24 protein-coding genes are annotated in these 24,203 nt (G+C 65.2%); 17 read left to right on the top strand and 7 right to left on the bottom strand.

Annotation, left to right across the window (positions count from 1 at the left end):
• The first annotated feature begins 2 nt into the window (after window positions 1-2).
• The 4 genes from BLT40_RS11745 to BLT40_RS11730 all read left to right on the top strand — a co-directional run bounded on the left by BLT40_RS11745 (window position 3) and on the right by BLT40_RS11730 (window position 3,665).
• The gene (locus tag BLT40_RS11745; protein WP_079521200.1) at window positions 3-1,730 is read left to right on the top strand and encodes a DUF885 domain-containing protein; all 1,728 of its coding nucleotides are present in this window, start codon (window positions 3-5) and stop codon (window positions 1,728-1,730) included.
• 109 nt (window positions 1,731-1,839) lie between these two features.
• Entirely contained in the window at window positions 1,840-2,241 is a 402-nt protein-coding gene (locus BLT40_RS11740; RefSeq protein ID WP_043696663.1) for an MbcA/ParS/Xre antitoxin family protein, read from the top strand.
• A complete protein-coding gene (locus tag BLT40_RS11735) occupies window positions 2,238-2,939 on the top strand; it encodes an RES family NAD+ phosphorylase (protein ID WP_079521201.1) in 702 nt (233 codons plus the stop codon). The genes BLT40_RS11740 and BLT40_RS11735 overlap by 4 nt, the downstream gene beginning before the upstream one ends.
• Before the next feature lie 18 nt (window positions 2,940-2,957).
• Window positions 2,958-3,665 carry an SGNH/GDSL hydrolase family protein gene (locus tag BLT40_RS11730; protein WP_090353281.1) on the top strand — a complete coding sequence of 236 codons (708 nt, stop codon included), beginning with the start codon at window positions 2,958-2,960 and terminating at the stop codon, window positions 3,663-3,665.
• Between the two features lie 250 nt (window positions 3,666-3,915).
• On the opposite strand, the gene BLT40_RS11725 is transcribed toward BLT40_RS11730, so the two are convergent.
• Both BLT40_RS11725 and phhA read right to left on the bottom strand, forming a co-directional pair.
• Window positions 3,916-4,164, bottom strand: a complete 249-nt coding sequence (locus BLT40_RS11725) for a hypothetical protein (protein ID WP_036109231.1) — start codon at window positions 4,162-4,164, stop codon at window positions 3,916-3,918.
• 69 nt (window positions 4,165-4,233) lie between these two features.
• Window positions 4,234-5,121, bottom strand: coding sequence for a phenylalanine 4-monooxygenase (gene phhA / locus BLT40_RS11720; protein WP_090353277.1), 888 nt, complete (start codon window positions 5,119-5,121; stop codon window positions 4,234-4,236).
• Between the two features lie 135 nt (window positions 5,122-5,256).
• Between phhA and BLT40_RS11715 the strand changes: the two genes are divergently transcribed.
• The 10 genes from BLT40_RS11715 (at window position 5,257) to BLT40_RS11670 (ending at window position 12,253) form a co-directional block, all read left to right on the top strand.
• On the top strand, window positions 5,257-5,736 hold the full coding sequence (locus BLT40_RS11715) for an Lrp/AsnC family transcriptional regulator (protein ID WP_090353274.1): 480 nt from the start codon (window positions 5,257-5,259) through the stop codon (window positions 5,734-5,736).
• Window positions 5,737-5,819: 83 nt separating this feature from the next.
• On the top strand, window positions 5,820-6,620 hold the full coding sequence (locus tag BLT40_RS11710; protein WP_036109236.1) for a lysophospholipid acyltransferase family protein: 801 nt from the start codon (window positions 5,820-5,822) through the stop codon (window positions 6,618-6,620).
• Window positions 6,617-7,618, top strand: a complete 1,002-nt coding sequence (locus BLT40_RS11705) for a YheT family hydrolase (RefSeq protein ID WP_090353271.1) — start codon at window positions 6,617-6,619, stop codon at window positions 7,616-7,618. The genes BLT40_RS11710 and BLT40_RS11705 overlap by 4 nt, the downstream gene beginning before the upstream one ends.
• 23 nt (window positions 7,619-7,641) lie before the next feature.
• Window positions 7,642-8,733 carry a PQQ-dependent sugar dehydrogenase gene (locus BLT40_RS11700; protein WP_090353268.1) on the top strand — a complete coding sequence of 364 codons (1,092 nt, stop codon included), beginning with the start codon at window positions 7,642-7,644 and terminating at the stop codon, window positions 8,731-8,733.
• 22 nt (window positions 8,734-8,755) lie between these two features.
• Window positions 8,756-9,379, top strand: a complete 624-nt coding sequence (locus BLT40_RS11695) for a YbhB/YbcL family Raf kinase inhibitor-like protein (protein WP_090353266.1) — start codon at window positions 8,756-8,758, stop codon at window positions 9,377-9,379.
• Between the two features lie 157 nt (window positions 9,380-9,536).
• Window positions 9,537-9,701, top strand: coding sequence for a DUF1328 domain-containing protein (locus BLT40_RS11690; protein ID WP_036109241.1), 165 nt, complete (start codon window positions 9,537-9,539; stop codon window positions 9,699-9,701).
• A 170-nt stretch (window positions 9,702-9,871) separates the two neighbouring features.
• Window positions 9,872-10,261, top strand: coding sequence for a DUF883 family protein (locus BLT40_RS11685; protein WP_036109244.1), 390 nt, complete (start codon window positions 9,872-9,874; stop codon window positions 10,259-10,261).
• A gap of 26 nt (window positions 10,262-10,287) precedes the next feature.
• A complete protein-coding gene (locus BLT40_RS11680; RefSeq protein ID WP_090353264.1) occupies window positions 10,288-10,770 on the top strand; it encodes a hypothetical protein in 483 nt (160 codons plus the stop codon).
• A gap of 23 nt (window positions 10,771-10,793) precedes the next feature.
• Entirely contained in the window at window positions 10,794-11,093 is a 300-nt protein-coding gene (locus BLT40_RS11675; protein WP_176167771.1) for a hypothetical protein, read from the top strand.
• A complete protein-coding gene (locus BLT40_RS11670; RefSeq protein WP_036109255.1) occupies window positions 11,090-12,253 on the top strand; it encodes an AI-2E family transporter in 1,164 nt (387 codons plus the stop codon). The genes BLT40_RS11675 and BLT40_RS11670 overlap by 4 nt, the downstream gene beginning before the upstream one ends.
• A gap of 86 nt (window positions 12,254-12,339) precedes the next feature.
• Here BLT40_RS11670 and BLT40_RS11665 read toward each other — a convergent pair whose 3' ends face one another.
• The 4 genes from BLT40_RS11665 to BLT40_RS11650 are packed head-to-tail and all read right to left on the bottom strand — an operon-like array spanning window position 12,340 to window position 18,953.
• Window positions 12,340-13,113, bottom strand: a complete 774-nt coding sequence (locus BLT40_RS11665; protein ID WP_255364002.1) for an SDR family NAD(P)-dependent oxidoreductase — start codon at window positions 13,111-13,113, stop codon at window positions 12,340-12,342.
• Entirely contained in the window at window positions 13,110-14,543 is a 1,434-nt protein-coding gene (locus tag BLT40_RS11660) for an efflux transporter outer membrane subunit (protein WP_090353261.1), read from the bottom strand. The genes BLT40_RS11665 and BLT40_RS11660 overlap by 4 nt, the downstream gene beginning before the upstream one ends.
• A gap of 3 nt (window positions 14,544-14,546) precedes the next feature.
• On the bottom strand, window positions 14,547-17,738 hold the full coding sequence (locus BLT40_RS11655; protein ID WP_043696638.1) for an efflux RND transporter permease subunit: 3,192 nt from the start codon (window positions 17,736-17,738) through the stop codon (window positions 14,547-14,549).
• 6 nt (window positions 17,739-17,744) lie between these two features.
• Window positions 17,745-18,953, bottom strand: coding sequence for an efflux RND transporter periplasmic adaptor subunit (locus BLT40_RS11650; protein ID WP_090353258.1), 1,209 nt, complete (start codon window positions 18,951-18,953; stop codon window positions 17,745-17,747).
• Between the two features lie 195 nt (window positions 18,954-19,148).
• Here BLT40_RS11650 and BLT40_RS11645 point away from each other — a divergent pair, with 195 nt between their 5' ends.
• Complete coding sequence (locus BLT40_RS11645) at window positions 19,149-20,135, top strand: LysR family transcriptional regulator (RefSeq protein WP_079521212.1); 987 nt, start codon at window positions 19,149-19,151, stop codon at window positions 20,133-20,135.
• Window positions 20,136-20,275: 140 nt separating this feature from the next.
• Here the strand turns inward: BLT40_RS11645 and BLT40_RS11640 are convergent, their stop codons facing one another.
• Window positions 20,276-21,070, bottom strand: a complete 795-nt coding sequence (locus BLT40_RS11640) for an undecaprenyl-diphosphate phosphatase (RefSeq protein ID WP_090353256.1) — start codon at window positions 21,068-21,070, stop codon at window positions 20,276-20,278.
• Window positions 21,071-21,250: 180 nt separating this feature from the next.
• Here BLT40_RS11640 and BLT40_RS11635 point away from each other — a divergent pair, with 180 nt between their 5' ends.
• Window positions 21,251-22,765 carry an efflux transporter outer membrane subunit gene (locus BLT40_RS11635; protein WP_090353253.1) on the top strand — a complete coding sequence of 505 codons (1,515 nt, stop codon included), beginning with the start codon at window positions 21,251-21,253 and terminating at the stop codon, window positions 22,763-22,765.
• Complete coding sequence (locus tag BLT40_RS11630; RefSeq protein WP_079521215.1) at window positions 22,762-24,201, top strand: HlyD/EmrA/EmrK family protein; 1,440 nt, start codon at window positions 22,762-22,764, stop codon at window positions 24,199-24,201. Before BLT40_RS11635 ends, BLT40_RS11630 begins: the two co-directional genes overlap by 4 nt.
• Window positions 24,202-24,203 lie beyond the last annotated feature (2 nt).

Raw genomic sequence — 24,203 nt, 5'->3', positions numbered from 1 at the left:
GCATGTCCCCCTGGATTCGCGCCATCGCCTTCGCCGGCCTCGTCGCCGGTACCGCCCATGCCGCCACACCGACCGATGACGCCTTCAAGGCGATCTACACGAAGGAATGGGCATGGCGTAGCGGGCAGGCGGGCATCCTGACCTCGGGCGAAGCGCAGCCCGGCGAGGGCCGCCTGGACACGGTGGATGCCGCCAGCCAGGCCCGGCGCCTCGCCTACTGGAACGATGTGCTGGCGCAGCTGGGTCGCATCGATCCGGCCTCGCTGAGCGGCACGGTCCGTGTCGATTACGCCGTGTACCGCGCGCAGATCGCCAACCTCGCCGCCGCCCAGCGCTTCCAGCAGTGGCAGATGCCGTTCAACAGCGACTCGGCCTTCTGGTCCGACATCGGCTACGTGCTGCACGGCGACGACCTGCGCACGCGCGACGATTATCGGAAGTACATCGATCGCCTGCGCCAGATCCCCGCCTATATGGACCAGGAGATCGACAACATGCGTCTGGGCCTGGCGCGCGGTTTCACCGTCCCGCGCGAGGTGCTCAATGGACGCGATGTATCGATCGCCGCCGTCGCCGAACTGAAGAACCCTGAAGACAGTGCACTCTACGGTCCGTTCAGGTCGCTGCCGAAGACCCTTCCCGCCAGGGACGCCGACCTGCTGCGTGCCGAGGCACGCAAGGTCATCGCCGAGGATGTGATTCCCTCCTACGGCAAGCTGCTGACGTTCTTCCGCAACGAGTACGTCCCCGGGGCGCGCCCGACCCTGGCGGCCGAATCGCTGCCCGACGGTAAGGCCTATTACCGGCAGCAGATCCTCGAATACACGACTCTGGACCTGACACCCGATGCCATCCACGCCATCGGCCTGCGCGAGGTCGACCGCCTCCACAAGGAGATGGTCGCCACGATGAAGGAGACCGGGTTCAAGGGCGATTTTCCGGCCTTCCTCGCTTTCCTGCGCAGCGATCCGCAGTTCTATGCGAAGACGCCCGACGAATTGTTGATGCGCACGGCCTGGGTGGCCAAGCAGGTCGACGCGAAGCTCGGCAAGTACTTCGGCCTGTTACCGCGCCAGCGCTTCGCCATCGAACCGGTGCCTGCGGATATCGCGCCTTACTACACGTCCGGCCGCGGCGGCCCGGATACGTACCTCGTGAATACCTACGACCTGCCATCCCGTCCGCTGTTCAACATGCCGGCGCTGACGCTGCATGAGTCGATGCCCGGGCACGCGTTGCAACTGGCTCTTTCGGCCGAGCAGCAGGGTCTGCCCGACTTCCGTCGCGACGGTTACATCTCCGCCTATGGCGAGGGCTGGGCGCTGTACTCGGAATACCTGGGCGAGGAGATGGGCATCTACCACACGCCTTACGAGCGCTTCGGGTTTCTTACGTATCAGATGTGGCGTGCCTGTCGCCTCGTCGTCGATACCGGCATCCACCATCTCGGCTGGACGCGTCAGCAGGCGATCGACTACCTCACTGTCAATACGGCGCTGAGCCAGCGCGAGATCGCCAACGAGGTCGACCGCTACATCAGCTGGCCGGGACAGGCGCTGTCGTATGAGTTGGGCTACCTGAAGATCCGCGCGTTGCGTGAGAAGGCGGAGAAGGAGCTGGGCGAGAAGTTCGACCTGCGGGCCTTCCACGACACGGTGCTGGCGCTGGGATCGGTGCCGCTGCCGGTGCTGGAGCAGCATGTCGACGCGTGGATTGAGTCCAGGAAATGAGCGGTTCCACGGCGCTCAGGTAAAAGCCAGCCCTGCCGACGGCGGCCCGCATACGAAAAGCTCCACAAATGGAGTAGACTGCATCACAAGTCCACAGGTGGAGCCGTCGATGCAGCCAGCCATCCACGTCGAACCCGGTTACGCCCATGATCTCGGCGGGCCGGCCTTGCGCGCCTTCTTCGCCCTCGCGGAGCGCTGGAAACTCCGCGGCGCCGAGCAGCGCACGCTATTGGGCGACCCCCCGGAGTCCACGTACTTCAAATGGAAGAAGCTCCAGGACGGAACCCCCTCGAGGGACGTCGTGGAGCGCATCAGCTACCTGCTTGGCATCTGGAAGGACCTCCAGATTCTTTTCCCCGACCCCGGCCAGGCGGATGCCTGGGTGCGCAAGCCCAACACGGCGCCGCTGTTCGGCGGCCACTCGGCGCTGGATCGCATGCTCTCGGGCAACGTCGCCGACCTCTATGTCGTCCGTCAGTACCTGGACGCGCAGCGCGGCTGGAACGGATGACGACGGCACCGCCGTCGCGGCGGATTCGCTGGACTCACGCCTACCGCATCGTCCCCAGCCGCTTTCCACCGGTGGGACTGTTCGACCGTATCGCCGATCCCAGGGACATCGATGCCGTCATGGCGATCGAGTCGATGACCAACCCCCGCCTGCGCGAGGAAATGGGCGCGCTGAGCATGCTGCCGCCCGACCGGCGCGTCTCCGGCCCCGGCACGACACCGATCATGGCCGCGTTCACCCACATTCCGCCTGAGGGCAGCCGCTTCTCCGATGGTCACTGGGGCGTGTTCTATGCGGCGCATACCATCGCCACCGCGATCGAAGAGACGGTCTACCACCGCGAAGCCTTCCTGGCGGCGACGCGGGAACCGCCCACCGACGTCCAGGTGCGGTGTTACAGCACCTCGATCGCGGGACGCCTGCACGATATCCGCGGGGGCTGGGCCGCCGAGCACGATCCGGACTCCTATCTGGCCAGCGTCAAGCTCGCCCGGACCCTGCGCGATGAGGGCTCCAACGGCATCGTTTACGACAGCGCGCGCCACCCGGGCGGGGAGTGCGTCGCGGTGTTCTTCCCCGACCTGATCGCGCCCTGCGTGCAGGCCGAACATTTCATCTATCGATGGAACGGCCAGCGCATCGAAGCGGTGCTGAAGGTCACCGCGGTGGATCGTCCCGGTTTGCCCCCGGAGGCCTGAGCGGTTACGGTCGTCCGGATGAAACGCCTGACGATCCTCCTTACCTTCCTCGTCCTGTCCTTCGGCGCACACGCCAAAGATCCCGACCACAGCCGGTGGGAAGCCGACATCCAGGCCTTCGAGGCCTCGGACAAGGCCAATCCTCCGCCGGCCAACGCCGTGCTGTTCGTCGGCAGTTCGTCGATCCGCTTCTGGAAGAGCCTGGCCTCCGATTTCCCGCACTACCGCGTGATCAACCGCGGCTTCGGCGGCTCGGACATGGACGACTCGACCGCCTTCGCCGATCGCATCGTGCTTCCGTACAAGCCCGCGGCCATCGTGGTCTACGCCGGCGACAACGACCTGCAGGGCGGCGACACCCCGGAACAGGTGCGTGACGATTTCGCCGCCTTCGTGACCAGGGTGCGCGCCGCGCAGCCCAACGTCCCGATCGCCTTCATCTCGATCAAGCCCAGCGTCGCCCGGGTCAACCTGCTGCCCAGCATCAACGCCGCCAACAAACTGATCAGCACCTGGGCCATGGCGCAGAAGAACGTGGCTTTTCTGGACGTGGCGCCCGCGATGATCGACGCGCAGGGCCAGCCCAAGCCGGATCTCTTCATCGAAGACGGGCTGCACATGAACCCGAAGGGCTATGCGCTCTGGGTCGCGCAGGTGGGTCCCTGGCTTGCCGACCACGCCACGGCGGCCGAAGTTAAACAGACCCCAAACACGACCACCCCGTGATACGGGAACTTCACGGCAAAGCCCTTATCTAAGTATTCGATCGCCGAGAGGCGACCTGTTGGCAGACGCCGCGTTTCATTGGCCATCTGTCCCGGGTCCCGCTATTTCCCCTGATAGCCTGGACCCGACGCGACCCCGGCAGCTCCTCCCCTGGCTGCCGGGGTTTTATTTTGTCCGCGCAAAGAAAAAGGGCAGGTCAGCTCTTACGCCAACCTGCCCCTCAGGGAATCCTGCTGGTTTATCCGGCGGATCAGGCCGCCTGCATGCGGCACGCGTAGGGCCGGATCGATGTGTCGAATGCCCGCCACACGCCGTCGTTGCCTTCGATGTTCAACACGATGTCCGACGCCGCGTTCAGTGCCTCGATACGACGGGCCTCAGCCAGCGCGCACTCGAGGGCATCCTCGCGGGAACAGAACTCGGCATATTCATTCTCATTCTTCTGGAGCACCCAGAGGCCCGGACCGACGGACTCGAACGGAATATCGAAGACGACCACAATGAACCCACCCTGTTGACTGAACGTGCGTCCATCCTAAGGGGCGATTCGTTAGGGCGCCGTTGAGGCTCAGTTATCTCCGCCGGAAACGAAGCCTTCGCGGGTGCCGATATTGAAAATTTTGTCCGTCGGGACGACATCGGACGCCGCCACGGCGGTGCCGTCGGCCAGGCGGGCATAGATCGGCGTGAAGTCCGGACCGGTCGCCTCGAACAGCTGGGCGAAGTCGTCGACGACGAAGTACGTCTGCTGGTAGGAGTCGATCCGGTACCGGGTGTTCATCACCCGCTCGAGGTCGAAGCCGACCCGGTTTGGCGATGCGGAGTCGATCGAGTAGATCGACTCGCCCTTGGAGCTGACGATACCGGCGCCGTAGATGCGCAGGCCGGCTTCGGTGCGTATCAGGCCGAATTCCACCGTGTACCAGTACAGGCGCGTCAGGTTCATCAGCGCCTCGGGGCCGATCGCGTAGGCCTTCATACCGCCCTTGCCGTAGGCCTGCATGTAATCGGCGAAGACCGGGTTGAGCAGGAGGGGCACATGGCCGAAGAGGTCGTGGAACAGATCCGGCTCGGACAGGTAGTCCAGCTGGTCCGGCCGGCGGATCCACCAGCTGACCGGGAAACGGCGGTTGGCCAGGTGGTCGAAGAACACCTCGTCCGGCAGCAGGCCTTCCACGGCCACGATCTCCCAGCCGGTGGCCTCGCCCAGCACCTTGTTCAGATCCTCGAAGCGGGGAATGCCGCCCTCGCCAAAGCCGAAACGCTCGACGCCGTCGAGGAATTCCTGGCAGGCGTACGCGGGCAGCAGGTCGCGCTGGCGCCGATAGAGCGTGTCCCAGACCTCATGCTCGGTCTTCGAGTAGCTCGTCCACGGTTGCTCCACGATGCCGGTCGCGTAGACGGGCACGTATCCGCGGTCGGTTTGCTGATGCTCGACGCGGCGGGGGCTTTCCATGGGGCTCTCCTTGAACGCTTGCTTGGGTGAAACAACAGCTTAGCGCCGAAACGGCGCAATGAGCTTGTGTTGTTGCGCCAAGCCGACCGTTGAGCGCAATATTCATGCGTATAAGATCGATCAAGAGAAATAATCATGCATTCCACGCTCGATCGCACCGATCTCCGTATCCTCGCGACCCTTCAGTCCAGCGGCCGTATGAGCAATGCCGATCTGGCGGCCGAGGTGAACCTGTCGCCGTCGGCCTGCCTGCGCCGTGTCCAGAAACTCGAGGCGGATGGCGTGATCGGTGGGTACGGCGCGCGGCTGGAGCCCCGGGCGGTCGGGCTGGGTCTGCAGGCCTTCGTCCGGGTGCAGCTTTCCCGGCACGAGTCGCCCGCCATCGACGCGTTCACCGAGTCGGTGGCCGGCTGGGAGGAGGTGGTCGCCTGCTATGCCCTGACGGGCGACATGGATTACCTGCTCCAGGTCTACGTGGCCGATCTGGACGGCTTTTCGCAATTTCTTTTGGATCGTCTGCTCAACGCCTCGGGCGTGGCCGACGTGAATACCAGCTTCGTCCTGCGCACGGTGAAGGCTTCGACGGCCCTTCCACTAGGAAATGTCTCAAGCTAGCCTGAGGCAAGCCCGCGTGGCGTAACGAGAAAGACAATGTCCTCTAGCGGCAGGGTTCGCCGGTCGTTAATCTTGTGTGCTTGATGGAAGCCGCCACCGCCAATCCGACACCCCGCGACCGTTTGCGTCCGCTGCGCTATGTGTGGCGGATACCCTTGCTGTTGCTCCACGTCCTCTTCGCCATCGTCATCTGTGCCGGCATCCTTAGCTGGTCGCGCGGTGTCATGAAGGACGGCAAGGAGCCGTTCGCGCACCGCGCGATCCGCCTGTGGTCGACCCTGCTCCTGCGCATCTTCGGCCTGCGCAGCGTCCGCATCGGTACGCCGTTGCCCGATCCGGTCCTGTTCGTGGCCAACCACACGTCGTGGCTGGATATCGTGCTGCTTCATTCGCAGCGTGCCGCCTGCTTCGTGGCCAAGGCGGAAATCGCCGGCTGGCCGCTCGTCGGCTGGATGGCCGCCCGTGGCGGCACGATCTTTCACCGTCGCGGCAATAACCACTCGCTGGCCTCGGTGATGGCGGTGATGGTGGAGCGCCTGCGCGAAGGGCGCGCGGTCGCCGTGTTCCCCGAAGGCGGCACGGGCCACAACGGCGTGCTTCGCGTCTTCCATGCCCGCATCTTCCAGGCGGCGCTCGACGCCGGGGTGCCGGTACAGCCGGTGGCGCTGCGCTTCGCTCGTCAGGGTCGTCGCATCATCGATGCGGGCTTCCGGGAAGACGAAAGTTTCGTGGGCAATATCCTGCGCCTGCTGGGCGAGGCTCCGATGGATGCGGAAGTGCACTTCCTCGAGCCTGTGCCGCTATCCGACGACGGGCGCCGCCGCATGGCGGAGGCCTCGCGCGAGCGCATCGCGCTGGCCCTGGATACCGATACCTCCGCATGAGCCTGCCGAAGGGCGTCGACCTGAATCCGCCGTGGCCGCTGCGTAGCGGCCATATCCAGACCATGCTCTCCTCCAGCGGCATCCGTCGCACCCTGCTGCCCAAACGGGCGCACAAGGTGCAGGAAGACGCGCGCGAAGTGCTGGTCGACGTAGGCAGCGGCGATCGCCTGAGCGGGCGCTACACCCCGCAGACCACCGGTGGCGCGTCGCGCGGTCTGGCCATTCTTTTCCACGGCTGGGAAGGCAGCGTCGATTCCACCTACGTCCTGCAGACCGGCAGCCGCCTGCTCGAAGACGGCTGGGACATCTTCCGCCTCAACTTCCGCGACCACGGCGACAGCCACGGCCTCAACGAGGCGCTGTTCCACTCGTGCCGCATCGACGAGGTGGTGACGGCGCTGGGTGAGATCGCCCGGATGTTCCCCTCGCGCGTGATCGGTGTCGCCGGTTTCTCCCTGGGCGGCAACTTCGCACTGCGCGCCGCCATGCTGGCGTCGAAGCAGGTCATTCCGATCGACTACGTGCTGGCGGTCTGCCCGATCATCGATCCGGCCGAGGGCCTGTTCTCGCTGGAAAGCGAGGCGCCGTGGTTCTACAACGCGTACTTCATGCACAAGTGGCGACGCTCCCTGCGGCTCAAGCAGGAGGCGTTCCCGCAGCAGACCTACTTCGAGCTCGACGAGCTCAAACAGAACATGCGCGACCTGACCAGTTCGCTGGTGCTGCGCCATACGGATTTCGGCTCGCTCGAGGCCTACCTCGACGGCTACTCCGTCGCGGGCGACCGGCTCATGGGCCTGCACGTTCCCGCGACCATCCTCACCTCGCGCGACGATCCCGTCATTCCGGTGAGTGCCTTCCATCAGCTTCGCCTGCCGCCCAACATCGAGCTCGATATCTCCAACTATGGCGGACATTGCGGTTTCATCCGCGATTTCAGCATGACCAGCTTTACCGACGACTACATCGCGGCCCGCTTCAACGCCATCGCGGGCTGAATCACCGCAACGGGAGTCCGTCCATGCGTAGCGCCCTCGTTCTTGCCCTGTCCCTCCTCGCCGCCCCCGCTTTCGCCGCTACGCCGGCGATGGAATCGCTCAAACTGCCTCCGGGTTTTCATATCGCCGTGTGGACCGACAAGGTGCCCAACGCGCGCGAGATGGCGGTCGGCACGAACCGCACCGTCTTCGTCGGCTCGCGCGACGCGGGTCGCGTCTATGCCGTGAGTTACGCGGCGGACGGCACCGTGGAAAAGGTACGCACCGTCGCCAGCGGGCTGCAGCTGCCCGTCGGCGTCGCGTTCCACAAAGGTGACCTCTATATCTCGGCCGTCAGCAGGATCGTGGTGCTGCGCGACATCGAGAACCACCTCGACGCGCCGCCCGCGCCCGAGGTCATCACCGACAAGCTGCCGACGGAAACGCATCACGGATGGAAGTACATCGCGTTCGGGCCGGACGACAAGCTCTATGTGCCGGTCGGCGCGCCGTGCAATATCTGCGATCGCGACTCGGAAGGCTTTGCCCAGCTTCGCCGCATGAACGCGGATGGCAGCGGCAGCGAAGTCGTGGCGCGCGGCATCCGCAATACGGTGGGTTTCGACTGGCGCCCGAGCGACAAGACGCTGTGGTTCACCGACAACGGTCGAGACATGCTCGGCGACGACCTGCCCAGCGATGAACTCAACCATGTGACGAAGACCGGCCAGCATTTCGGCTACCCCTTCTGCCATCAGGGCGACACACTCGACCCCGACTTCGGCAAGGGCAGGAACTGCAAGGACTACACATCTCCCGTGCTTAAGTTGGGCGCTCATGTCGCCGCGCTGGGTGCCCGCTTCTACCAGGGCAAGCAGTTCCCGGCGGCATATCAGGGCGCACTCATCGTCGCCGAGCACGGTTCGTGGAACCGTACGGCCAAGTCGGGTTATCGCGTGATGACGGTGCGCCTCAACGGCGACAAGGTGGCCAGCTATGAACCCCTCGTGGAGGGCTTCCTGGCTGGTGAGAACGCCACCGGCCGTCCCGCCGACGTGCAGCCGCTTCCCGATGGCAGCCTGCTGATCAGCGACGACGACAACGGCGCCATCTATCGCGTCACCTACAAGAAGTAATTCGTAAGCCAGGAGAACCGCCATGCGTTTAACCAGCGACAGCATCGAACACGGTAAGCCGATTCCGGCCAACTTCGCCTTCATGGAAATCGGTGAGCCGATCAAGCCGGCCGGCAACGTCACCCCGCATCTGGCCTGGACCGAAGTGCCGTCGACGGCGAAGTCCTTCGTCATCGCGGTGATCGACACCGACGTGCCCTCGAAGCCGGACGACGTTAACGTCGAAGGCCGCGAGGTGCGTCGCGACCTGCCGCGCGTCGAGTTCGTCCACTGGCTGATGGCGAACATTCCGCTCGAGTGCCGGGAGCTGGGCGAAGGCGCCTGTGGCGAGGGCATCGTGCCGCGCGGCAAGAAAGATCCCGTCGGCCCCCCGGGCTCGGTTCAGGGCCTGAACGACTACACCGGCTGGTTCAAGGGCGACCGGGACATGGAGGGTCACTACCACGGCTACGACGGCCCATGCCCGCCGTGGAACGACAGCATTCCGCATCACTATCACTTCCACGTCTACGCGCTGGACGTGGAGACGGTCCCGCTCGAGAAAGGGTTCAACCTTGCCGAGCTGCGGGACGTGATCGAGGGGCACGTGGTGGGTGAAGCGGTAATCACCGGGACGTACTCACTGAATCCGAAGGTCAAGGCCTGACCTGGTCGCCGACCGGCCGGCCCCCATCGGAGCCGGCCGGTCGATCACCGATTCCATCAGCCTGAACGGCTTTTGACAGGTTGCCCCAGGCTTCACGCGCCCTGCGCAGCTCCCGGGACTAAATGGCACCGCGTCCTACCTGCCGGAGAATCCCACCATGCTGCATTACGCCCTCGTCTTCCTTGTCATCGCCATCATCGCCGCCGTTTTCGGCTTTGGCGGTATCGCGGGTACGGCGGCAGGTATCGCGAAGATCCTCTTCGTGGTCTTCCTGATCCTCGCCATCATTTCGTTCTTCCGCGGGCGTGGACCGCGCGTCTGACCGGGTGAGACCCCATGCCCTGGCGACCCGCGTGGAAGCCGGTACATCGGCGACACGCTCCCGAGTCCGAGGCGGAGAAAGGCCGGACAGCCCACCTCCGCCTCAATGACCCAACGCTCACTCTCTTTGTCGTACCGTCCCAAATCCAGCCTATCCCGGAGATGCATGCCATGAACAAGCCCGCCGACCATGTCGCCAACGCCGCGACTGCCGCCGCGAACACCGTCTCGGCTGCCGAGCGCATCGACGCACGTGCCGAGCAGGTGAAGCAGGCAACCTCCAGCGCCGTGGACCGCACCAAGGATGCCGTCGATCGCGCGGCGGACAAGGTGGAAGACACGCTGCATAGCGCTACCGACAAGGCCGCGTACGGCGCGACCCGCGCCGCTGAGAAAGCGGAAGAAGCCAAGCTTCGCGGCAAGGAAGCTTATGGTGAAGCGGTCGACACCGCGAACGACTGGCTCGACACCGCCCGCGATTACGTGCGCGAGAAGCCGGTCCAGTCGATCGCGCTGGCGCTTGCCGCCGGTTGGCTCGCGGGCCGTATCCTGCGCAACTGATCCACCACCCGCAGGGGCTTTGACGCATGTTGGAAGACGGTCCCTCGGGGCGAGAAAACATGGACGGACCGGCGCCCGGAGACGAGGCGCCGGCCGGTCCGCGGTTCGCCATGCCGGCGTGGACGGACGACGTCCGTCGCCTCGGCGTCGGTCTGAAGAACCTGTTCGCGGCGCAGATCGCGCTGGCGGGCGCTGAATTCAGCCTGGCCCGCAGTGGCATCGTCATGATGCTGTTCATGGGTCTGGCGGCCATCGTCTTCGCCGTTGCGCTGGGACTGACTTTGCTGGCGCTTGCCGGCTGGGGCCTGGCGCAGTGGTTCGGCTCCTGGGCCTGGGCACTGACCGCACTGGCGGGCGTCCAGCTGGTCCTTTTGATCGTCGCCATCCTCGTGTTCCGGCGTAGCATGCACTGGCTTAGCCTGCCCGGCACCCGTAACGAGCTGGCTCTGCTGGCGAAAGAAGCGGCCAGACAGGGCAAGGCGGAAGGCGAAGCGAAGGTAGGGGGCTGACGACGATGGGTATTTTCCGAAGCATGGCGAAAGTGACCGAGGCGCGCGCACGCGTCGTCGCCGCACGCGCCGAAGTCGTCGAGCCTGCCGCCGCGCTCATCGCGCGCGGCTACGAGAATCCCCTGACGGTGCTCGGCATCGCGGCCGGCGGCGGTTTTTTCCTCAGTAACATCAAGCTCAACCCGCTCGCGGTGCCTGGCGTCAGCGGGCTCGTCGCGGGTGGGACGGCCGATATCATCGGAAAGGTGATATCGATGGCCGCCGGCAGCTTGCTCGGAGATCTGGCCGGCGATGTCGCCGACGTGGCCGACGACGTGTCATGAGCGACTTTCCCAGTCCACTCCCTACGCCGTTGCCATCGACGACGGCGCCGGGGGCCGCCGTGTCCACGCTGGTCACGCGCGGGCGGCGTAAACCCGGCAGCAGTCGCAGCACCCGGCGTATCTCCCGCCACCTTCGCGCCATACGTATTTCATTGACCGGCATGATCCTGCTGGCGGTGCTCTATACCGTCGTTCTGGGCAAGTCGTTGCTGGTCCCGCTCGTACTCGCGGCCTTTATCGGCCTTGCACTGAACCCGATCGTCGTCGCCGCGGCGCGGGTGCGTTTTCCACGCTGGCTGGCCGCGGTCATCGTGATGGTGACGCTTAACGTGGGGCTCGTTTCAGCGATCGCGACGCTGTCGACGCCCGCGTTGAACTGGTTCCACGAAGCACCGACGGCGATGCGTGCGTTCGCGCCCAAGATCAAGCCGATGACGCAGCAGATCGAAGCGGCGAGCCGGGCGACACAGAATCTGGTTGGCGGCGCCGTGACGCGTAACGCGCCTCAGGCGAACGCGGGTTTCGCGTTCACCGCATGGGATATCGTGGCCGGTGCGCCGAAGGTTCTGGCAAGCGTGCTAACCGTTGCCCTGCTGGTGTTTTTCTTTCTGGTGTACGGCGACGAGATCCTCCGCCGCGCGGTGGAGATATCGCCCACCTTCGCGTACAAGCGGCACACGGTGAGCATCGTGCGCAGCATCCAGGTCGAGGTGTCGAGCTACCTGCTGCTCACCGCCGCGATCAACGTCACGCTTGGCCTCGTCACCGCTGGCATGCTCTATCTGTACGGCGTGCCCGATCCGCTGCTCTGGGGCACGGTTGCGACTGTCGCCAACTTCATTCCCTATGTGGGTGCGATCACGACAACCACGGTGCTTGCCGTCGTCGGCGTCCTTCATTTTCAGGAAGTCGGCCCGGCGCTGCTTCCCGCCGCGACCTTTGCTGGCATCACCGCCATCGAAGGCAACCTGCTGACCCCGATGTTGCAGGGGCGCCGGTCACGGCTCAGCCCCGTGGCCATTCTTCTCTGGCTGCTGATCTGGGGCTGGCTGTGGGGTATTCCCGGCGCGCTGCTGGCCGTACCGATGCTGACCTGCGTGAAACTCGTCACCGCCAAACTGCGCGGATGGGAGTGGTTCGCGCACATCATTTCCCGGTGAATCGCAGCCGGAGCTGAAGGGTTTTGTTTCGACAGGTGGCATACGTTCCGCCGGACTTACCCGACGGTCGTCTGACAAGAGGGGAGCTACCAGGCGATCCTGAGCTTGTCGCGAAAGAACTGACCGTGCGCGGCGTCGCGCTCGGACAACAATGCCGCCCACACGATGCCCTCGGCGCTCTCCGCCACCGGTCGGCCGCCGCTTCCGCCCATGGCCGTCGCCGTCCATCCGGGGGAGACCGCATTGATGAGCACGCCGCTGCCTTCGAGTTCGCGCGCGGCGACCTGCGTATATGCATTCAACGCCGCCTTGGAAATGCGATACGCCGGTGCGTTGTCGCCGCACATCTCATGCGTCGCGCATTCGCTCGACACATTGACGATCCGGCCGTAACCATGGCGACGCATCAGGGGAAGCGCGGCGGCCGTGAGACACCATGCCCCGAGTAGATTCACGTCGAGCGCGCCACGGATGTCATCGATGTCGGGCTTCGACGTGCGGGCTCGCACGTCGAAATGCCCGCCCGCGTTATTGATGAGAATGTCGAGCCGACCGAAGCGGCCATCGATGGTCGCGATCGTCGCTTCGATATCGTCGGCACGGGTGACGTCGAGCCGTATGGCGTGGGCGTCTCCGCCCAGTTCGCGTACCGACTTCGCGGCTTTCTCCGCCTTGGCGAGTTCACGCCCGCCGAGAAATACCGTGACACCCAGCGAAGCGAGCTGCTTCGCCACTTCAAAGCCGATCCCGCGATTGGCGCCGCTCACCAGCGCGATGCGCTGGCTGAGCGGCGGTTCCACGGCGGTCGGGTTCATACGCTTCGTCTTTACGGGCAGGCGATGAACCTTGGCCGAGCTCATGGGGCTTTCGCAACCTCGCTGCACGCGTTGTCGCCGCACGCCTGCCATCCACCGCCCAGGGCCTTGTACAGCTGCACGGCACGGGTGTTGATGGCGGCCTCGGCTTCCGCGAGCTGATCTTCGGCGGAGAGCTGGGTGCGCTCCGCGTCGAGCAGTTCGAGGTAGTCGGTACGACCCGCGTCATAGCGCAACTTGGCCAGCTCCGCCGCACGACGGCTCTCCGTCGCCTGGACGACCAGCTTTTCGACACGCACGCGCTGCTGGTTGAAACCGACCAGTGAGTTGTCGACGTCCTCCAGCGCGGTGAGCACCGTGCGGTCGTAGTTGGCCTGCGCTTCCTCCGCCTGAGCACGTGCGCCGCGCACGCCGGAAGCGACGCGCTGCACGTTGAGCCCGGACCAGGAGATGCTCGGCGCGACCTGGAACGCGCGCGAGTCGGCACCGCCGAAGTCGTTGCTGCGGCCCGCGAGGAAACCGATGAAACCGCCCAGCGAGATATGGGGGAAGTAGTCGGCCTTGGCCACACCGATGCGCGCGTTCGCGGCGGCAAGCTGACGCTCGGCGATCCGGATGTCGGGACGGCGCTGCAACACTTCGTCGGCACCGCCGATGGCCAGGCTGACGTCGATCGGCTTGAAGGTCGCCGGTGACAGATCGACGTCCAGTTCACCCGGTCGCGAACCGAGAAGCACCGCGATGCGGAACGTATCGGCCTGTGCCTGGGTCTCGAGCACCGGCAGCTGCGCCTCGACCGCCGCGAGGCGGGCCCTGGCGCTGGCCAGATCCTGCTCGGCGCCGGTGCCGACCTCCACCCGTGCGTTGATCACTTTCAGCGAATCGCGCTGGTTGGCGATGTCGCGGTTGGCCACATCGATCCGCAGCTGCGTGCCGCGCAGGTCGAAGTAGTTGCGTGCGACTTCGGCGAACAGGGTGACCTGAGCGTCCTGCAACGAGGCTTCGCCTGCGGCTGCATCGGCGCGGGCCGCCTCGACCGAGCGCCGGACGCCGCCGAACAGGTCGAGTTCCCACGATGCATCGAAGCCCGCCTGGTACTGCGTCACCGTCGTGCGCTGATCGGTGAAGCCCGGCTGCTGGGCACGCGTGCGCTGGTACGAGGCAACGGTTTCCACGTCGGGAATCTGCTGCGACTTCGCGGTACCCAGCGCGGCACGCGCCTGATTGAGCCGGGCCATCGCGATGCGCAGGTCCGGGGCGCCCTTCGCCGCGCGGACGATCAGCGCATCGAGCGTCGGATCGCCGAACTGCTTCCACCACTGCGCCTGCACGTCACCATGGTTCTGGTGCGTGGCGTCGACGCCTTGCAGGGTGACCGGTGCTTCCTTCGGCGCGTGGTAATCGGGGCCCACGCTCGCGCACCCGGCGATAACGAGGGCCGCGAACAGGGCCGTACTACGGAACATGACTTTCATGAATTACGACTCCCGGGCCGCGTTGTCGAGGAGACGGCGTTCGCGGCGCGCGTTGCGGCGAGCCTCGGAGCGTTCGTTCCAGGCGCGGATCAGCACATAGAAGAGCGGGGTGAAGATCAGGCCGAAGAAGGTCACGCCCAGCATGCCGGCGAACACCGCCACGCCCATCGCATGACGCATCTCCGCACCCGCGCCGTGCGAGGTCACCAGCGGCACCACGCCCATGATGAAAGCGAACGAGGTCATCAGGATCGGGCGCAGTCGCAGGCGGGCGGCTTCGAGAACTGCATCCACACGGTTCATGCCACCGATCTCCGCCTCTCGGGCGAACTCGACGATAAGGATCGCGTTCTTACAGGCCAGGCCCACGAGAACGATCAGGCCGATCTGGGTGAAGATGTTGTTGTCACCACCGGTCACGATCACACCGACGATCGCGGACAGCAGCACCATCGGCACGATCAGGATCACGGCCAGCGGCAGGCTGAGGCTTTCGTACAGCGAGGCCAGCACGAGGAAGACGAGCAGGACGGACAGCGGGAACACCAGCACCGCGGTATTGCCGGCGAGGATCTGCTGGTAGGTAAGCTCGGTCCACTCATAGGTCATGCCGTTGGGCAGGTTGGCCTGGACGAGCTTCTCCATCGCGGCCTGAGCCTGACCCGTGCTGTAGCCCGGCGCCGCGCCACCGTTGATTTCGGCGGTGGGATAACCGTTGTAGTGCTGCACACGATCCGGGCCGTTGGTCTGGCGTACGGTGAGGAACGAACCCAGCGGCACGAGGTCGCCCGCGGCGTTGCGCGTCTTCAGCCCCACGATGTCGGACGGCTCATGACGGAACGACGGTTCGGCGGACACGTTCACCTGATAGGTGCGGCCGAAGCGGTTGAAGTCGTTGACGTAGAGCGAACCGAGGTACGCCTGCATGGTCTGGAACACGTCGCCAAGGTCGATACCTTCCGACTTCGCTTTCTCGCGATCGATGTCGGCGTCGAACTGCGGCACGCTCACCTGGAAACTGGTGAACAGGTGCGCGAGCTCCGGTGTCTTCTGGCTGGCGGCGATGATGCCCTGGGTCTGCTTGTACAGCTCCTCGAAGCCCAGGTCGCCACGATCCTCGATCTGCATGCGGAAGCCGCCGATCGTGCCGAGGCCGTTGACCGGCGGCGGCGGGAAGATGGCGATGTACGCGTCCTGGATGCCGGCGAACTGGCCGTTCAGACGAGCCGCGATCGCCTCGGCCGACAGATCGGCGGAACGACGTTCCTCGAACGGTTTGAGCGTGACGAACACGATGCCCGCGTTGGTGCTGTTGGTGAAGCCGTTGATCGAAAGGCCGGGGAACTGCACCGCGCTTTCGACGCCCGGATCCTTCAGCGCGATATCGCCCATGCGGCGGATCACGCCTTCGGTACGATCCAGCGAGGAGGCATCCGGCAACTGCGCGAACGACACGAGGTACTGTTTGTCCTGCGTCGGCACGAAACCCGTCGGCGTCTTCGCGAAGCCGAGCACACCGAGCGCGACGAGACCGGCGTAGAGCACCAGCACGACCGCCGAGAAGCGCAGGATCTTCTGTACACCGCCGACATAGCCGTGCGATGCGCGGTCGAAGCCACGGTTGAACGGCCGGAACAACCAGCCGAGGCTGCGCTCCATCCAGATCGTGAGCTTGTCTTTCGGCTCGTCGCGGCCCTTCAGCAGGATCGCGGAGAGCGCCGGGCTCAGGGTCAGCGAGTTGAAGGCCGAGATTACCGTCGAGATGGCGATGGTCAGGGCGAACTGGCGATAGAACTGTCCGGTCAGACCGCTGATGAAGGCGGCCGGCACGAACACCGCGCAGAGCACGAGCGCCGTCGCCACGATCGGACCGGTAACTTCGGTCATGGCCTGACGTGTCGCCATCTTCGGGTCGAGACCGTGCTCGATGTGTCGCTCGACGTTCTCCACGACCACGATCGCGTCATCGACGACGATGCCGATCGCCAGCACGAGGCCGAACAACGACAGCGCGTTGAGCGAGAAGCCGACCAGATACATCACGGCGAAGGTGCCGATCAGCGATACCGGTACCGCGACGAGCGGAATGATCGATGCACGCCAGGTCTGCAGGAACAGGATGACGACGAGCACCACGAGGACGATCGCTTCGAACAGCGTATGCACGACCGCTTCGATGGAGCCGCGCACGAACACGGTCGGATCGTAGACGATCGAATAGTCGACACCCTGCGGGAAATCCTTCTTCAGCGTCGCCATCTCGGCACGGACTTCGTCCGAGATCGCGATCGCGTTCGAGCCCGGACGCTGGAAGATCGGGATCGCGACCGCCTCGCGGTTGTTCAGCAGGCTGCGCAGCGCATAGTTGTTCGAGCCGAGCTCGACGCGGGCGACGTCGCGCAGATGCGTGACCGAGCCCGACGCGTCGCTGCGCACGATGATGTTGAGGAAGTCGTCCTCGGTCACCAGCCGGCCGCGCGTGTTGATGTTGACCTGGAACGCGTTCGAGTTCGGACCGGGCGGCGCATTCAGCGAGCCCGCGGCGACTTCGATGTTCTGCTCGCGTACGGCCTTGATCACGTCACCCGTGGTCAGGTTGCGGATGGCCAGCTTTTCCGGGTTCATCCACACGCGCATGCTGTATTCGCCGGCGCCGAACAGCTGGACGTCACCCACGCCGTCGAGACGGGCGAGCTGATCCTTGATGCGCGTACGCGCATAGTTCGACAGGTAGAGCATGTCATAGCGGTGATCGGGCGAGGTCAGATGCACGACCATGGTCAGGTCGGGCGAGCTCTTCGTCGTCGTCACGCCGAGACGCTGCACTTCTTCCGGCAGACGCGGCAGGGCCTGGGCGACGCGGTTCTGCGTCTGCACCTGCGCGTTGTCGAGGTCGGTACCCAGGGCGAAGGTGACCGTGAGGGTCATCTGGCCGTCGCTGGTCGCCTGCGAGGAGGTGTACAGCATGCCTTCCACGCCGTTGATCTGCTCTTCGAGCGGCGTGGCGACGGTCTCGGCGATGACCTTCGGGTTGGCACCCGGGTAGCTCGCCTTGACCACGACGGTCGGCGGAACGACCTCCGGGTATTCGCTGATCGGCAGTTTGAACACGGCGATACCGCCCGCGATCAGGAACAGCACCGACAGCACGCCCGCGAGGATCGGGCGGTTGACGAAGTATTGGGCGATTTTCATGGTGGATCAGTCCTGGTTCTGCGCCACGCTGTCGACGCCGGCCGGACGGTTGGCGGCGACGTTGCGCATGCCCTCCGCTACCAGCGAGGCCATCGCCACGCGCTTCGCATTTACTTCGACGCCGGGGCGTACGTGCTGGAGGCCGTTGACGATGACGACGTCGTCGGCATTGAGGCCGGTATCGACGACACGCAGGCCGTCGACCAGTGCGCCCGTGGAAATGCGGCGGTACTCGACCTTCTTGTCCTTGCCCAGCACGTAGACGAACTTGTTGCCCAGATCGGTGCCGACCGCCTTGTCGTCGATCAGCGCGCGCGGCTGGGTGTTGCCGCTGCGCAGTTCGACGCGGGCGAACAGGCCGGCCGTATAAGCGCCGTCCGCGTTCGGGAACACCGCACGCAGGCGGATCGTGCCGGCGCCGGCGCGGATCTGGTTGTCGACGAAGTCGATCTTCCCGGCGTGCGGATAGCCGGTCTCGTCGGCCAGCCCCATTTCGACCTCGGGCGCGTGACCGCTCTGGCGGCGCAGGCGATCGAGCTTGAGGAAGGTCTGCTCATCGACATCGAAGTAGACGTACATCGGATCGACGGTAACCACGCTGGTCAGCGTGTCGCTGGGCGTCACGAGGTTGCCGGCGGTGATCTGCGCGTTGCTGACCTTGCCGTCGACCGGGGCGCGAACCTCGGTGAACGACAGGTTGAGGCGGGCGTTGTCGAGTGCGGCCTGCACCGATGCGGCCTGCGCCTTGGCGCTGGCGGCCGCGGTATCGAGACGGTCGGCCTCTTCCTGCGAGACGGCATGCTGCTGGACCAGTTTGGCGCCGCGGGCCGCGTTGGCGTCGGCATTCTTCGCTTCGGCGCGGGCCTGCGCGAGGTTCGCGGCCAGACGGTCGGACTCGGCCTTGTAGGGACGAGGGTCGATGGTGAAAAGCAGGTCGCCCTTCTTCACCGAGGTACCTTCGCGGAAATGCACGGTGTCGATATAGCCACTGACGCGCGGCTTGATCTGGATCGAGTCGACCGCCTGAATGCGGCCCGTGAACGCGCTGGCGTCGGACACCGGGCGCAGGAGGACCTGGGCTACCGTGACTTCGGGCGCCGGCATGGCCGGGGCGGGCTCGGCAGCGTGGGAGGGCAGGCCGCCGCTGCTCAGCCACAGCGCGGAGGCGATGGCGACAGCGAGTGCGGACGAACCGAACAGGAGTTTCTTTTTCATGACGGGGTCCTAGAGAGCATCGAAACGAAGGCTGGAAGTCGTGCGGCGGCGCAGCGTACGACCTCAAGCGCGCTCGAGGTCAAGCCGGTTTCACCCAGGCGACGTAATCTAGGTCTTGACCGTCAAGCGAAAAATGGGTCTACAATCACCTCGCCTGTGACGCACAGTCACGAATGACGGTCCCCGGAGTTGGCGATGGAAGACTTCTCAGCGATCAGCGTTTTCGTCCGCGTGGTGGAAGCCAAGAGCTTTTCTTCCGCGGCGCAGCATCTGGAAATGACCCCTTCGGGCGTTAGCCGGGCGATCTCGCGACTGGAGGAAAGCCTCGGTGCGCGGCTGTTCTTCCGTTCGACACGTTCGCTGCGGTTGACCGACGATGGCTCCGCGTTCTATTCCAGATGTAAGGAGATCCTCGCGGACCTTACCGAAGCCACCGAGGCGCTCGGGTACGCGAAAACCAAGCCGGCCGGTAAGCTCAGGGTGGCGGCGTCGTCGGCCGTGGGCCGGGCCGCGCTGATACCCAATCTGGCCGAGTTCGAGCAGCGCTTCCCGGACATTCGGCTGGAACTGACCATGTGCGACTTTCCCTTCGATCTGAATGAGGAAGGGTTCGATTGCGCGATCCGGATGGGCGAGCTCGCCGATTCCAGCCTGATCGCGCGGAAGATCGGGCACTTCAGCAACGTGTTGTGCGCGGCGCCGTCGTATCTGGCGCGCCACGGGACGCCGACCAGCATCGAGGATCTCAAGGCCCATCGCACGGTCAACTTCGTGCATCCCAGCACGGGCAAGCCGTACCAGTGGCAGTTCGATTCGCCGAGTGGCCGGGTCGCCGTCGATGTCGATGCGCACATGCTCATCAATGACGGCGAGTCGGTGATTCAGGCGGCGGTCGCGGGCCTCGGCATCATCCAGGCACCGCATTGCCTGGCGGCCACCGCCCTGCAGAAGGGCGCGCTCGAAATCATCATGACGGACACGATCTCCACCGGTTCCAACCTGTGGATCGTGTACCCGCAGAAGCGCCACCTCTCCGCGCGCGTGCAGGCCTTCATCGAGTGGACCAGCGAGCTGTTCCAGCGGACCAGCACGCCGCAGTGCAAGCTGCTAGAACAGCAGGAAGCCGAACTGGCGCGTTTGCGTGCGGCCCCGCCGGTGGAGCGTATCGCGGCTGTTGCGTGAGGTTTTCTTGCGGGAAAGCATCACCGGCGGGGCTGGCTCCTACGGGATTCGCGGACCCGGCGGGCGTGCCGCAGCGCTGTAGGAGCCAGCCCTGCTGGCGAAAAGCCAACGAAGCGGCATAGCCATGCCCCGGCTAGCCGTTAACCTCCAGCCGGCAGAAACAGCAACAGCGCAATCCCCAGCACGATCCGGTAAATCGAGAACACCGTAAACCGGTGTGAGCGGATATACCCCAGCAGCCACTTCACCGCGACGAACGCGACAATCGTCGACACGACGAAAGCCACCGCCAGCCCGGTCCAGTCCTCGCCGGCCGCGCCGCCGTGCGTGAAGGTCTTCAGCAACTCGTAGCCGGTCGCCGCATACATGGTCGGGATGCCGACGAGGAACGCGAACTCGGTAGCGGCCGCGCGATTGGTGGTGCCGCCCAGCATGGCCACGAAGATGGTGGATGCCGAACGTGACGTACCGGGGAAAATGCCGGCGACCATCTGCGCCAAGCCGACCAGGATGGCGACACGCCAGCTGACGAACACCTGATCGGGCCGATTGGCAGCCACTTTCTCGGCCACCATCATCCAGATGCCGCCGATGATCAGCGCCCATGCGATCGGCGTGATCGTCTCGGGGAGCTTGAAGCCGAGCTTGGTGACGATCAGGCCAAGCACCGCGGTGATCAGGAAGGCCACACCCAGCTTCATGACGTAATCGCGCGTTTCCGGGCGACGCCAGTTGGTCAGCAGGCTCCAGATGGTCCGCCAGTAAATGAACGTTACGGCGAGGATCGCACCGGCCTGAATGGCGACATTGAACAGGTCGGAGCGCGCGCCGAGCCAGCGTTCGGCGATGAGCAGGTGACCGGTGCTGGAGATGGGCAGAAATTCGGTGATCCCCTCGACGATGCCGAGGAGGATGTCGCTGATCAGGTCATTCACGGGCGGGGAAATCCGGTGGTCGAGCAGGTCCCCTAGCTTAGCCGCACCGCAGCACGAATCCGTGCGACTTGCTTCACTCAATGAACCGTCACGCGTTGCCCACGTCAACCACTGTTAATTTTCGGCGACGCAGCAAGGGCATGTCATCGCCTCTCGCAAGAAATTTCACACGGATTCGACATGCACACATTCCTCCGGCTCCGCCGTCGAACCGGCGGGCTACGCATTGGCGTACTTGTCGCGGCGCTTGCGGTCGCCGCCTGCGCGCCCGCCGTGCGTCCTCCGGCCTTCGTTCCGCGCGACGAAGTACCTGTCGCCGGGCTGCCCACGTCCCAGGCGGGATGGCCGCAGCCTGAGTGGTGGAAACGGTACGACGACGCGCAGCTCGATCGTATCGTCGACCTCGCCATGCGCGGCTCGCCCAACATGGAGCAGGCCGAAGCCCGGTATCGGGCGGCGCTCCGCGCCGTGGATGCCTCGAAGGCGGAACTGAACCCGCAGGTACGCGGGCTTCTGAATGGCGGGCACGGGTACAACGACGTGTCCCTGCAGGGTCAGGCACCCGGTGCCGCCGGAAACGCTCAGGGGTTTCAGCTGAATCCCGGCAAGAGCTGGAGCAACAGCGGCGCCGCAGGGGCGCTCGCGACGTGGGACCTCGACCTGTGGGGCAAGCAGAAGGCTGCGGTCGAGGCAGCCGTCGGCCAGGCCCGTGCCGCCGAGGCCGAGCGGGCCTCCGCGGCGACGTCGCTGCAGTACAACGTCGTCAACACCTACTTCGACTGGCAGGCGCAGCAGGCACGCCTCGCCGTCGCCCGCCATGCATCCGACAGTTCGTCGCAGTACCGCGAGCTGGTCGAATTGCGTGTGCATGGCGGTCTGGACGATCCGACCACCCTCGATCAGGCCGATGGGCAGCTCGCGCAGACGCGGCAGAACGTGGCGCAGCTGGAAGGCGCCGCAAGCCTGGATCTCGTCCAGCTCGCCGCGCTGGCCGGCGTATCGCCGAAGGACCTGGGTAGCCTCACGCCGTCGCCGCTGCCCACACCCGATACGCGGCTGCCCGACGACGCCCGGCTGGGTCTGCTCGCACGGCGGCCCGATATCGCAGCGGCGCGATGGCAGATCGAAGCCTCGTCGAAGAACATCGACCAGGCGCGCAAGGCCTATTACCCCGACGTGAGCCTGATGGCGCTGGGTGCCTTCCTGCGTACCTATCCGGATCTCGGCTCGGGAACGCGGACCGACCTGACGCTGGGCAACATCGGCGCGTCGGTACAGTTGCCGATCTTCAGTGGCGGCCGCCTGCGTGCGCAGTTCGAGAATGCGCAGGCCCAGCTCGACAGCGCCGTGGCGCAGTACGACGGGGCAGTGGTGCAAGCGGCCGGCGATATCGCGCAAGGTGTCGCCACGCTGCAGATGCTGGATAACCAGCGCGTGCAGGTCGACCGGCAGTACGACGCCAGCGCCGCGCAGAAGGCCAAAGCCGCCGACCGTCGGTCCAAAGGCCTGATCGACGACCGCACCTGGCTCAATGCCGATATGCAGCTGGACCAGCAGCGCGATGCGCGCCTGCAGCTCACCAGCCAGATGCTTTCCGCCAATCTTTCCCTCATCCACGCGCTCGGCGGCGGTTACCACGCCGACGACCTGCCCGATCTTCCGGCCACCGCCGCCGGCAAGGACTCCCCGCGATGACCATTGAAAACGACGATCAGCGCGAAGGCGCCGAAGGCGGCCTGACGCCGCAGCCGTACAAGTACCGCTACAAGTACCTGCACAAGTACGGTGACGAATCGCCGCGTGGCGAGCGCGACGACGATGGTCGTCACGACGGCGACGATGACGAGAAGAAGCCTCAGGACAAGCCCGACGGCAAGGACGACGAGAAGAAGGACGCCGACAAGAAAGACGGCGACAAGGACGGTAAGGACAAGGACGGTAAGGACAAGAAGGACGAGGACCCGAAGGCGAAGCGCAAGAAGGTCATCATCCTTTCCATCATCGCCGCGGTCTTCATCCTCGCCGGCCTGGCATGGCTGCTTCTCTACATCTTCGTGCTGTCACAGCGCGAGACGACCGACGATGCCTATGTGAAGGGCGATATGGTCACGATCTCCTCGCGCATCGCCGGCACGGTGGTGGAGGTGGGCGTGGAAGAAACCGAGCGCGTCCATCAGGGTCAGGTGCTGATCAGGCTCGACCCCGTCGATGCGAAGGTCGCCCTGATGAACGCCGAAGGCCAGCTCGCCCAGGCTGTGCGCGAAGCACAGGCCAGGATGCAGCAGGCCAACCAGGCCGACGCCGCGATTCCGCAGCGCCGTGCGCAGTATGAGCAGGCACGTGACGACTACAACCGTCGCCATCCGCTGCTCGAGCGTCGCGCCGTATCGGCCGAAGAAGTCGACACGGGCAAGCGCCAGATGCAGCAGGCCAAGGCCGCACTGGATGCCGCGGAGCGCGAGGCCGCAGCCGCTCATGCGCAGGTCGATGGCACCACGATCGAGAACTATCCCGCGGTGATTCAGGCGCGTTCGCAGTTCCGTAACGCATGGGTCAACAACGGGCGCAATGCGATCGTCTCTCCGATCGAAGGCTATGCCGCCCGTCGCCAGGTACAGGTCGGCCAGCGTATTCAGCCGGGCCAGGATCTGCTCACCGTCGTGCCGCTCGCCGACCTCTGGGTGGATGCGAACTTCAAGGAGACCCAGCTCGAGCACATCCGCATCGGCCAGCCGGTGAAGCTGACGACCGACATGTATTCGGATGTGGAATATCACGGCAAGGTCGTCGGTCTGAATGCCGGCACCGGCAGCGCGTTCTCGCTGCTGCCCGCCGAGAACGCGACCGGCAACTGGATCAAGGTGGTACAGCGTCTGCCTGTGCGCGTGGCGATCGACGCGGAGGATCTCCGCAAGCATCCGCTGCGGATCGGTCTGTCAACCGACGTGAACGTCGATACGCACGACCGCGATGGCCGTGTGCTGTCCGACACGATCCGCAGCAAGCCTCTGGCCAGCACCAACGTCTATGAGGAGGAGATGGGCGAAGCCGACCAGCGCGCCGAACAGATCATCCGCGAGAACACCGTGGATACGACGCCTAAGCCGGTCCCGGCGAAGCGCGGCGGCTGATC

It is taken from the genome of Dyella sp. 333MFSha, from assembly GCF_900102405.1.
Classification (GTDB): domain Bacteria; phylum Pseudomonadota; class Gammaproteobacteria; order Xanthomonadales; family Rhodanobacteraceae; genus Luteibacter; species Luteibacter mycovicinus.
Note: the sequence above shows the minus strand (reverse complement) of the source record. Positions and strands in the feature narration are given on the sequence as shown.

Excerpts from the sequence above, each read along its gene's own strand:
- BLT40_RS11745 (WP_079521200.1), top strand. The coding sequence starts at position 3 with ATGTCCCCCTGGATTCGCGCCATCGCCTTCGCCGGCCTCGTCGCCGGT.
- BLT40_RS11740 (WP_043696663.1), top strand. The coding sequence starts at position 1,840 with ATGCAGCCAGCCATCCACGTCGAACCCGGTTACGCCCATGATCTCGGC.
- BLT40_RS11735 (WP_079521201.1), top strand. The coding sequence starts at position 2,238 with ATGACGACGGCACCGCCGTCGCGGCGGATTCGCTGGACTCACGCCTAC.
- BLT40_RS11730 (WP_090353281.1), top strand. The coding sequence starts at position 2,958 with ATGAAACGCCTGACGATCCTCCTTACCTTCCTCGTCCTGTCCTTCGGC.
- phhA (WP_090353277.1), bottom strand. The coding sequence starts at position 5,121 with ATGGAAAGCCCCCGCCGCGTCGAGCATCAGCAAACCGACCGCGGATAC.
- BLT40_RS11715 (WP_090353274.1), top strand. The coding sequence starts at position 5,257 with ATGCATTCCACGCTCGATCGCACCGATCTCCGTATCCTCGCGACCCTT.
- BLT40_RS11710 (WP_036109236.1), top strand. The coding sequence starts at position 5,820 with ATGGAAGCCGCCACCGCCAATCCGACACCCCGCGACCGTTTGCGTCCG.
- BLT40_RS11705 (WP_090353271.1), top strand. The coding sequence starts at position 6,617 with ATGAGCCTGCCGAAGGGCGTCGACCTGAATCCGCCGTGGCCGCTGCGT.
- BLT40_RS11700 (WP_090353268.1), top strand. The coding sequence starts at position 7,642 with ATGCGTAGCGCCCTCGTTCTTGCCCTGTCCCTCCTCGCCGCCCCCGCT.
- BLT40_RS11695 (WP_090353266.1), top strand. The coding sequence starts at position 8,756 with ATGCGTTTAACCAGCGACAGCATCGAACACGGTAAGCCGATTCCGGCC.
- BLT40_RS11690 (WP_036109241.1), top strand. The coding sequence starts at position 9,537 with ATGCTGCATTACGCCCTCGTCTTCCTTGTCATCGCCATCATCGCCGCC.
- BLT40_RS11685 (WP_036109244.1), top strand. The coding sequence starts at position 9,872 with ATGAACAAGCCCGCCGACCATGTCGCCAACGCCGCGACTGCCGCCGCG.
- BLT40_RS11680 (WP_090353264.1), top strand. The coding sequence starts at position 10,288 with ATGTTGGAAGACGGTCCCTCGGGGCGAGAAAACATGGACGGACCGGCG.
- BLT40_RS11675 (WP_176167771.1), top strand. The coding sequence starts at position 10,794 with ATGGCGAAAGTGACCGAGGCGCGCGCACGCGTCGTCGCCGCACGCGCC.
- BLT40_RS11670 (WP_036109255.1), top strand. The coding sequence starts at position 11,090 with ATGAGCGACTTTCCCAGTCCACTCCCTACGCCGTTGCCATCGACGACG.
- BLT40_RS11665 (WP_255364002.1), bottom strand. The coding sequence starts at position 13,113 with ATGAGCTCGGCCAAGGTTCATCGCCTGCCCGTAAAGACGAAGCGTATG.
- BLT40_RS11660 (WP_090353261.1), bottom strand. The coding sequence starts at position 14,543 with ATGAAAGTCATGTTCCGTAGTACGGCCCTGTTCGCGGCCCTCGTTATC.
- BLT40_RS11655 (WP_043696638.1), bottom strand. The coding sequence starts at position 17,738 with ATGAAAATCGCCCAATACTTCGTCAACCGCCCGATCCTCGCGGGCGTG.
- BLT40_RS11650 (WP_090353258.1), bottom strand. The coding sequence starts at position 18,953 with ATGAAAAAGAAACTCCTGTTCGGTTCGTCCGCACTCGCTGTCGCCATC.
- BLT40_RS11645 (WP_079521212.1), top strand. The coding sequence starts at position 19,149 with ATGGAAGACTTCTCAGCGATCAGCGTTTTCGTCCGCGTGGTGGAAGCC.
- BLT40_RS11635 (WP_090353253.1), top strand. The coding sequence starts at position 21,251 with ATGCACACATTCCTCCGGCTCCGCCGTCGAACCGGCGGGCTACGCATT.
- BLT40_RS11630 (WP_079521215.1), top strand. The coding sequence starts at position 22,762 with ATGACCATTGAAAACGACGATCAGCGCGAAGGCGCCGAAGGCGGCCTG.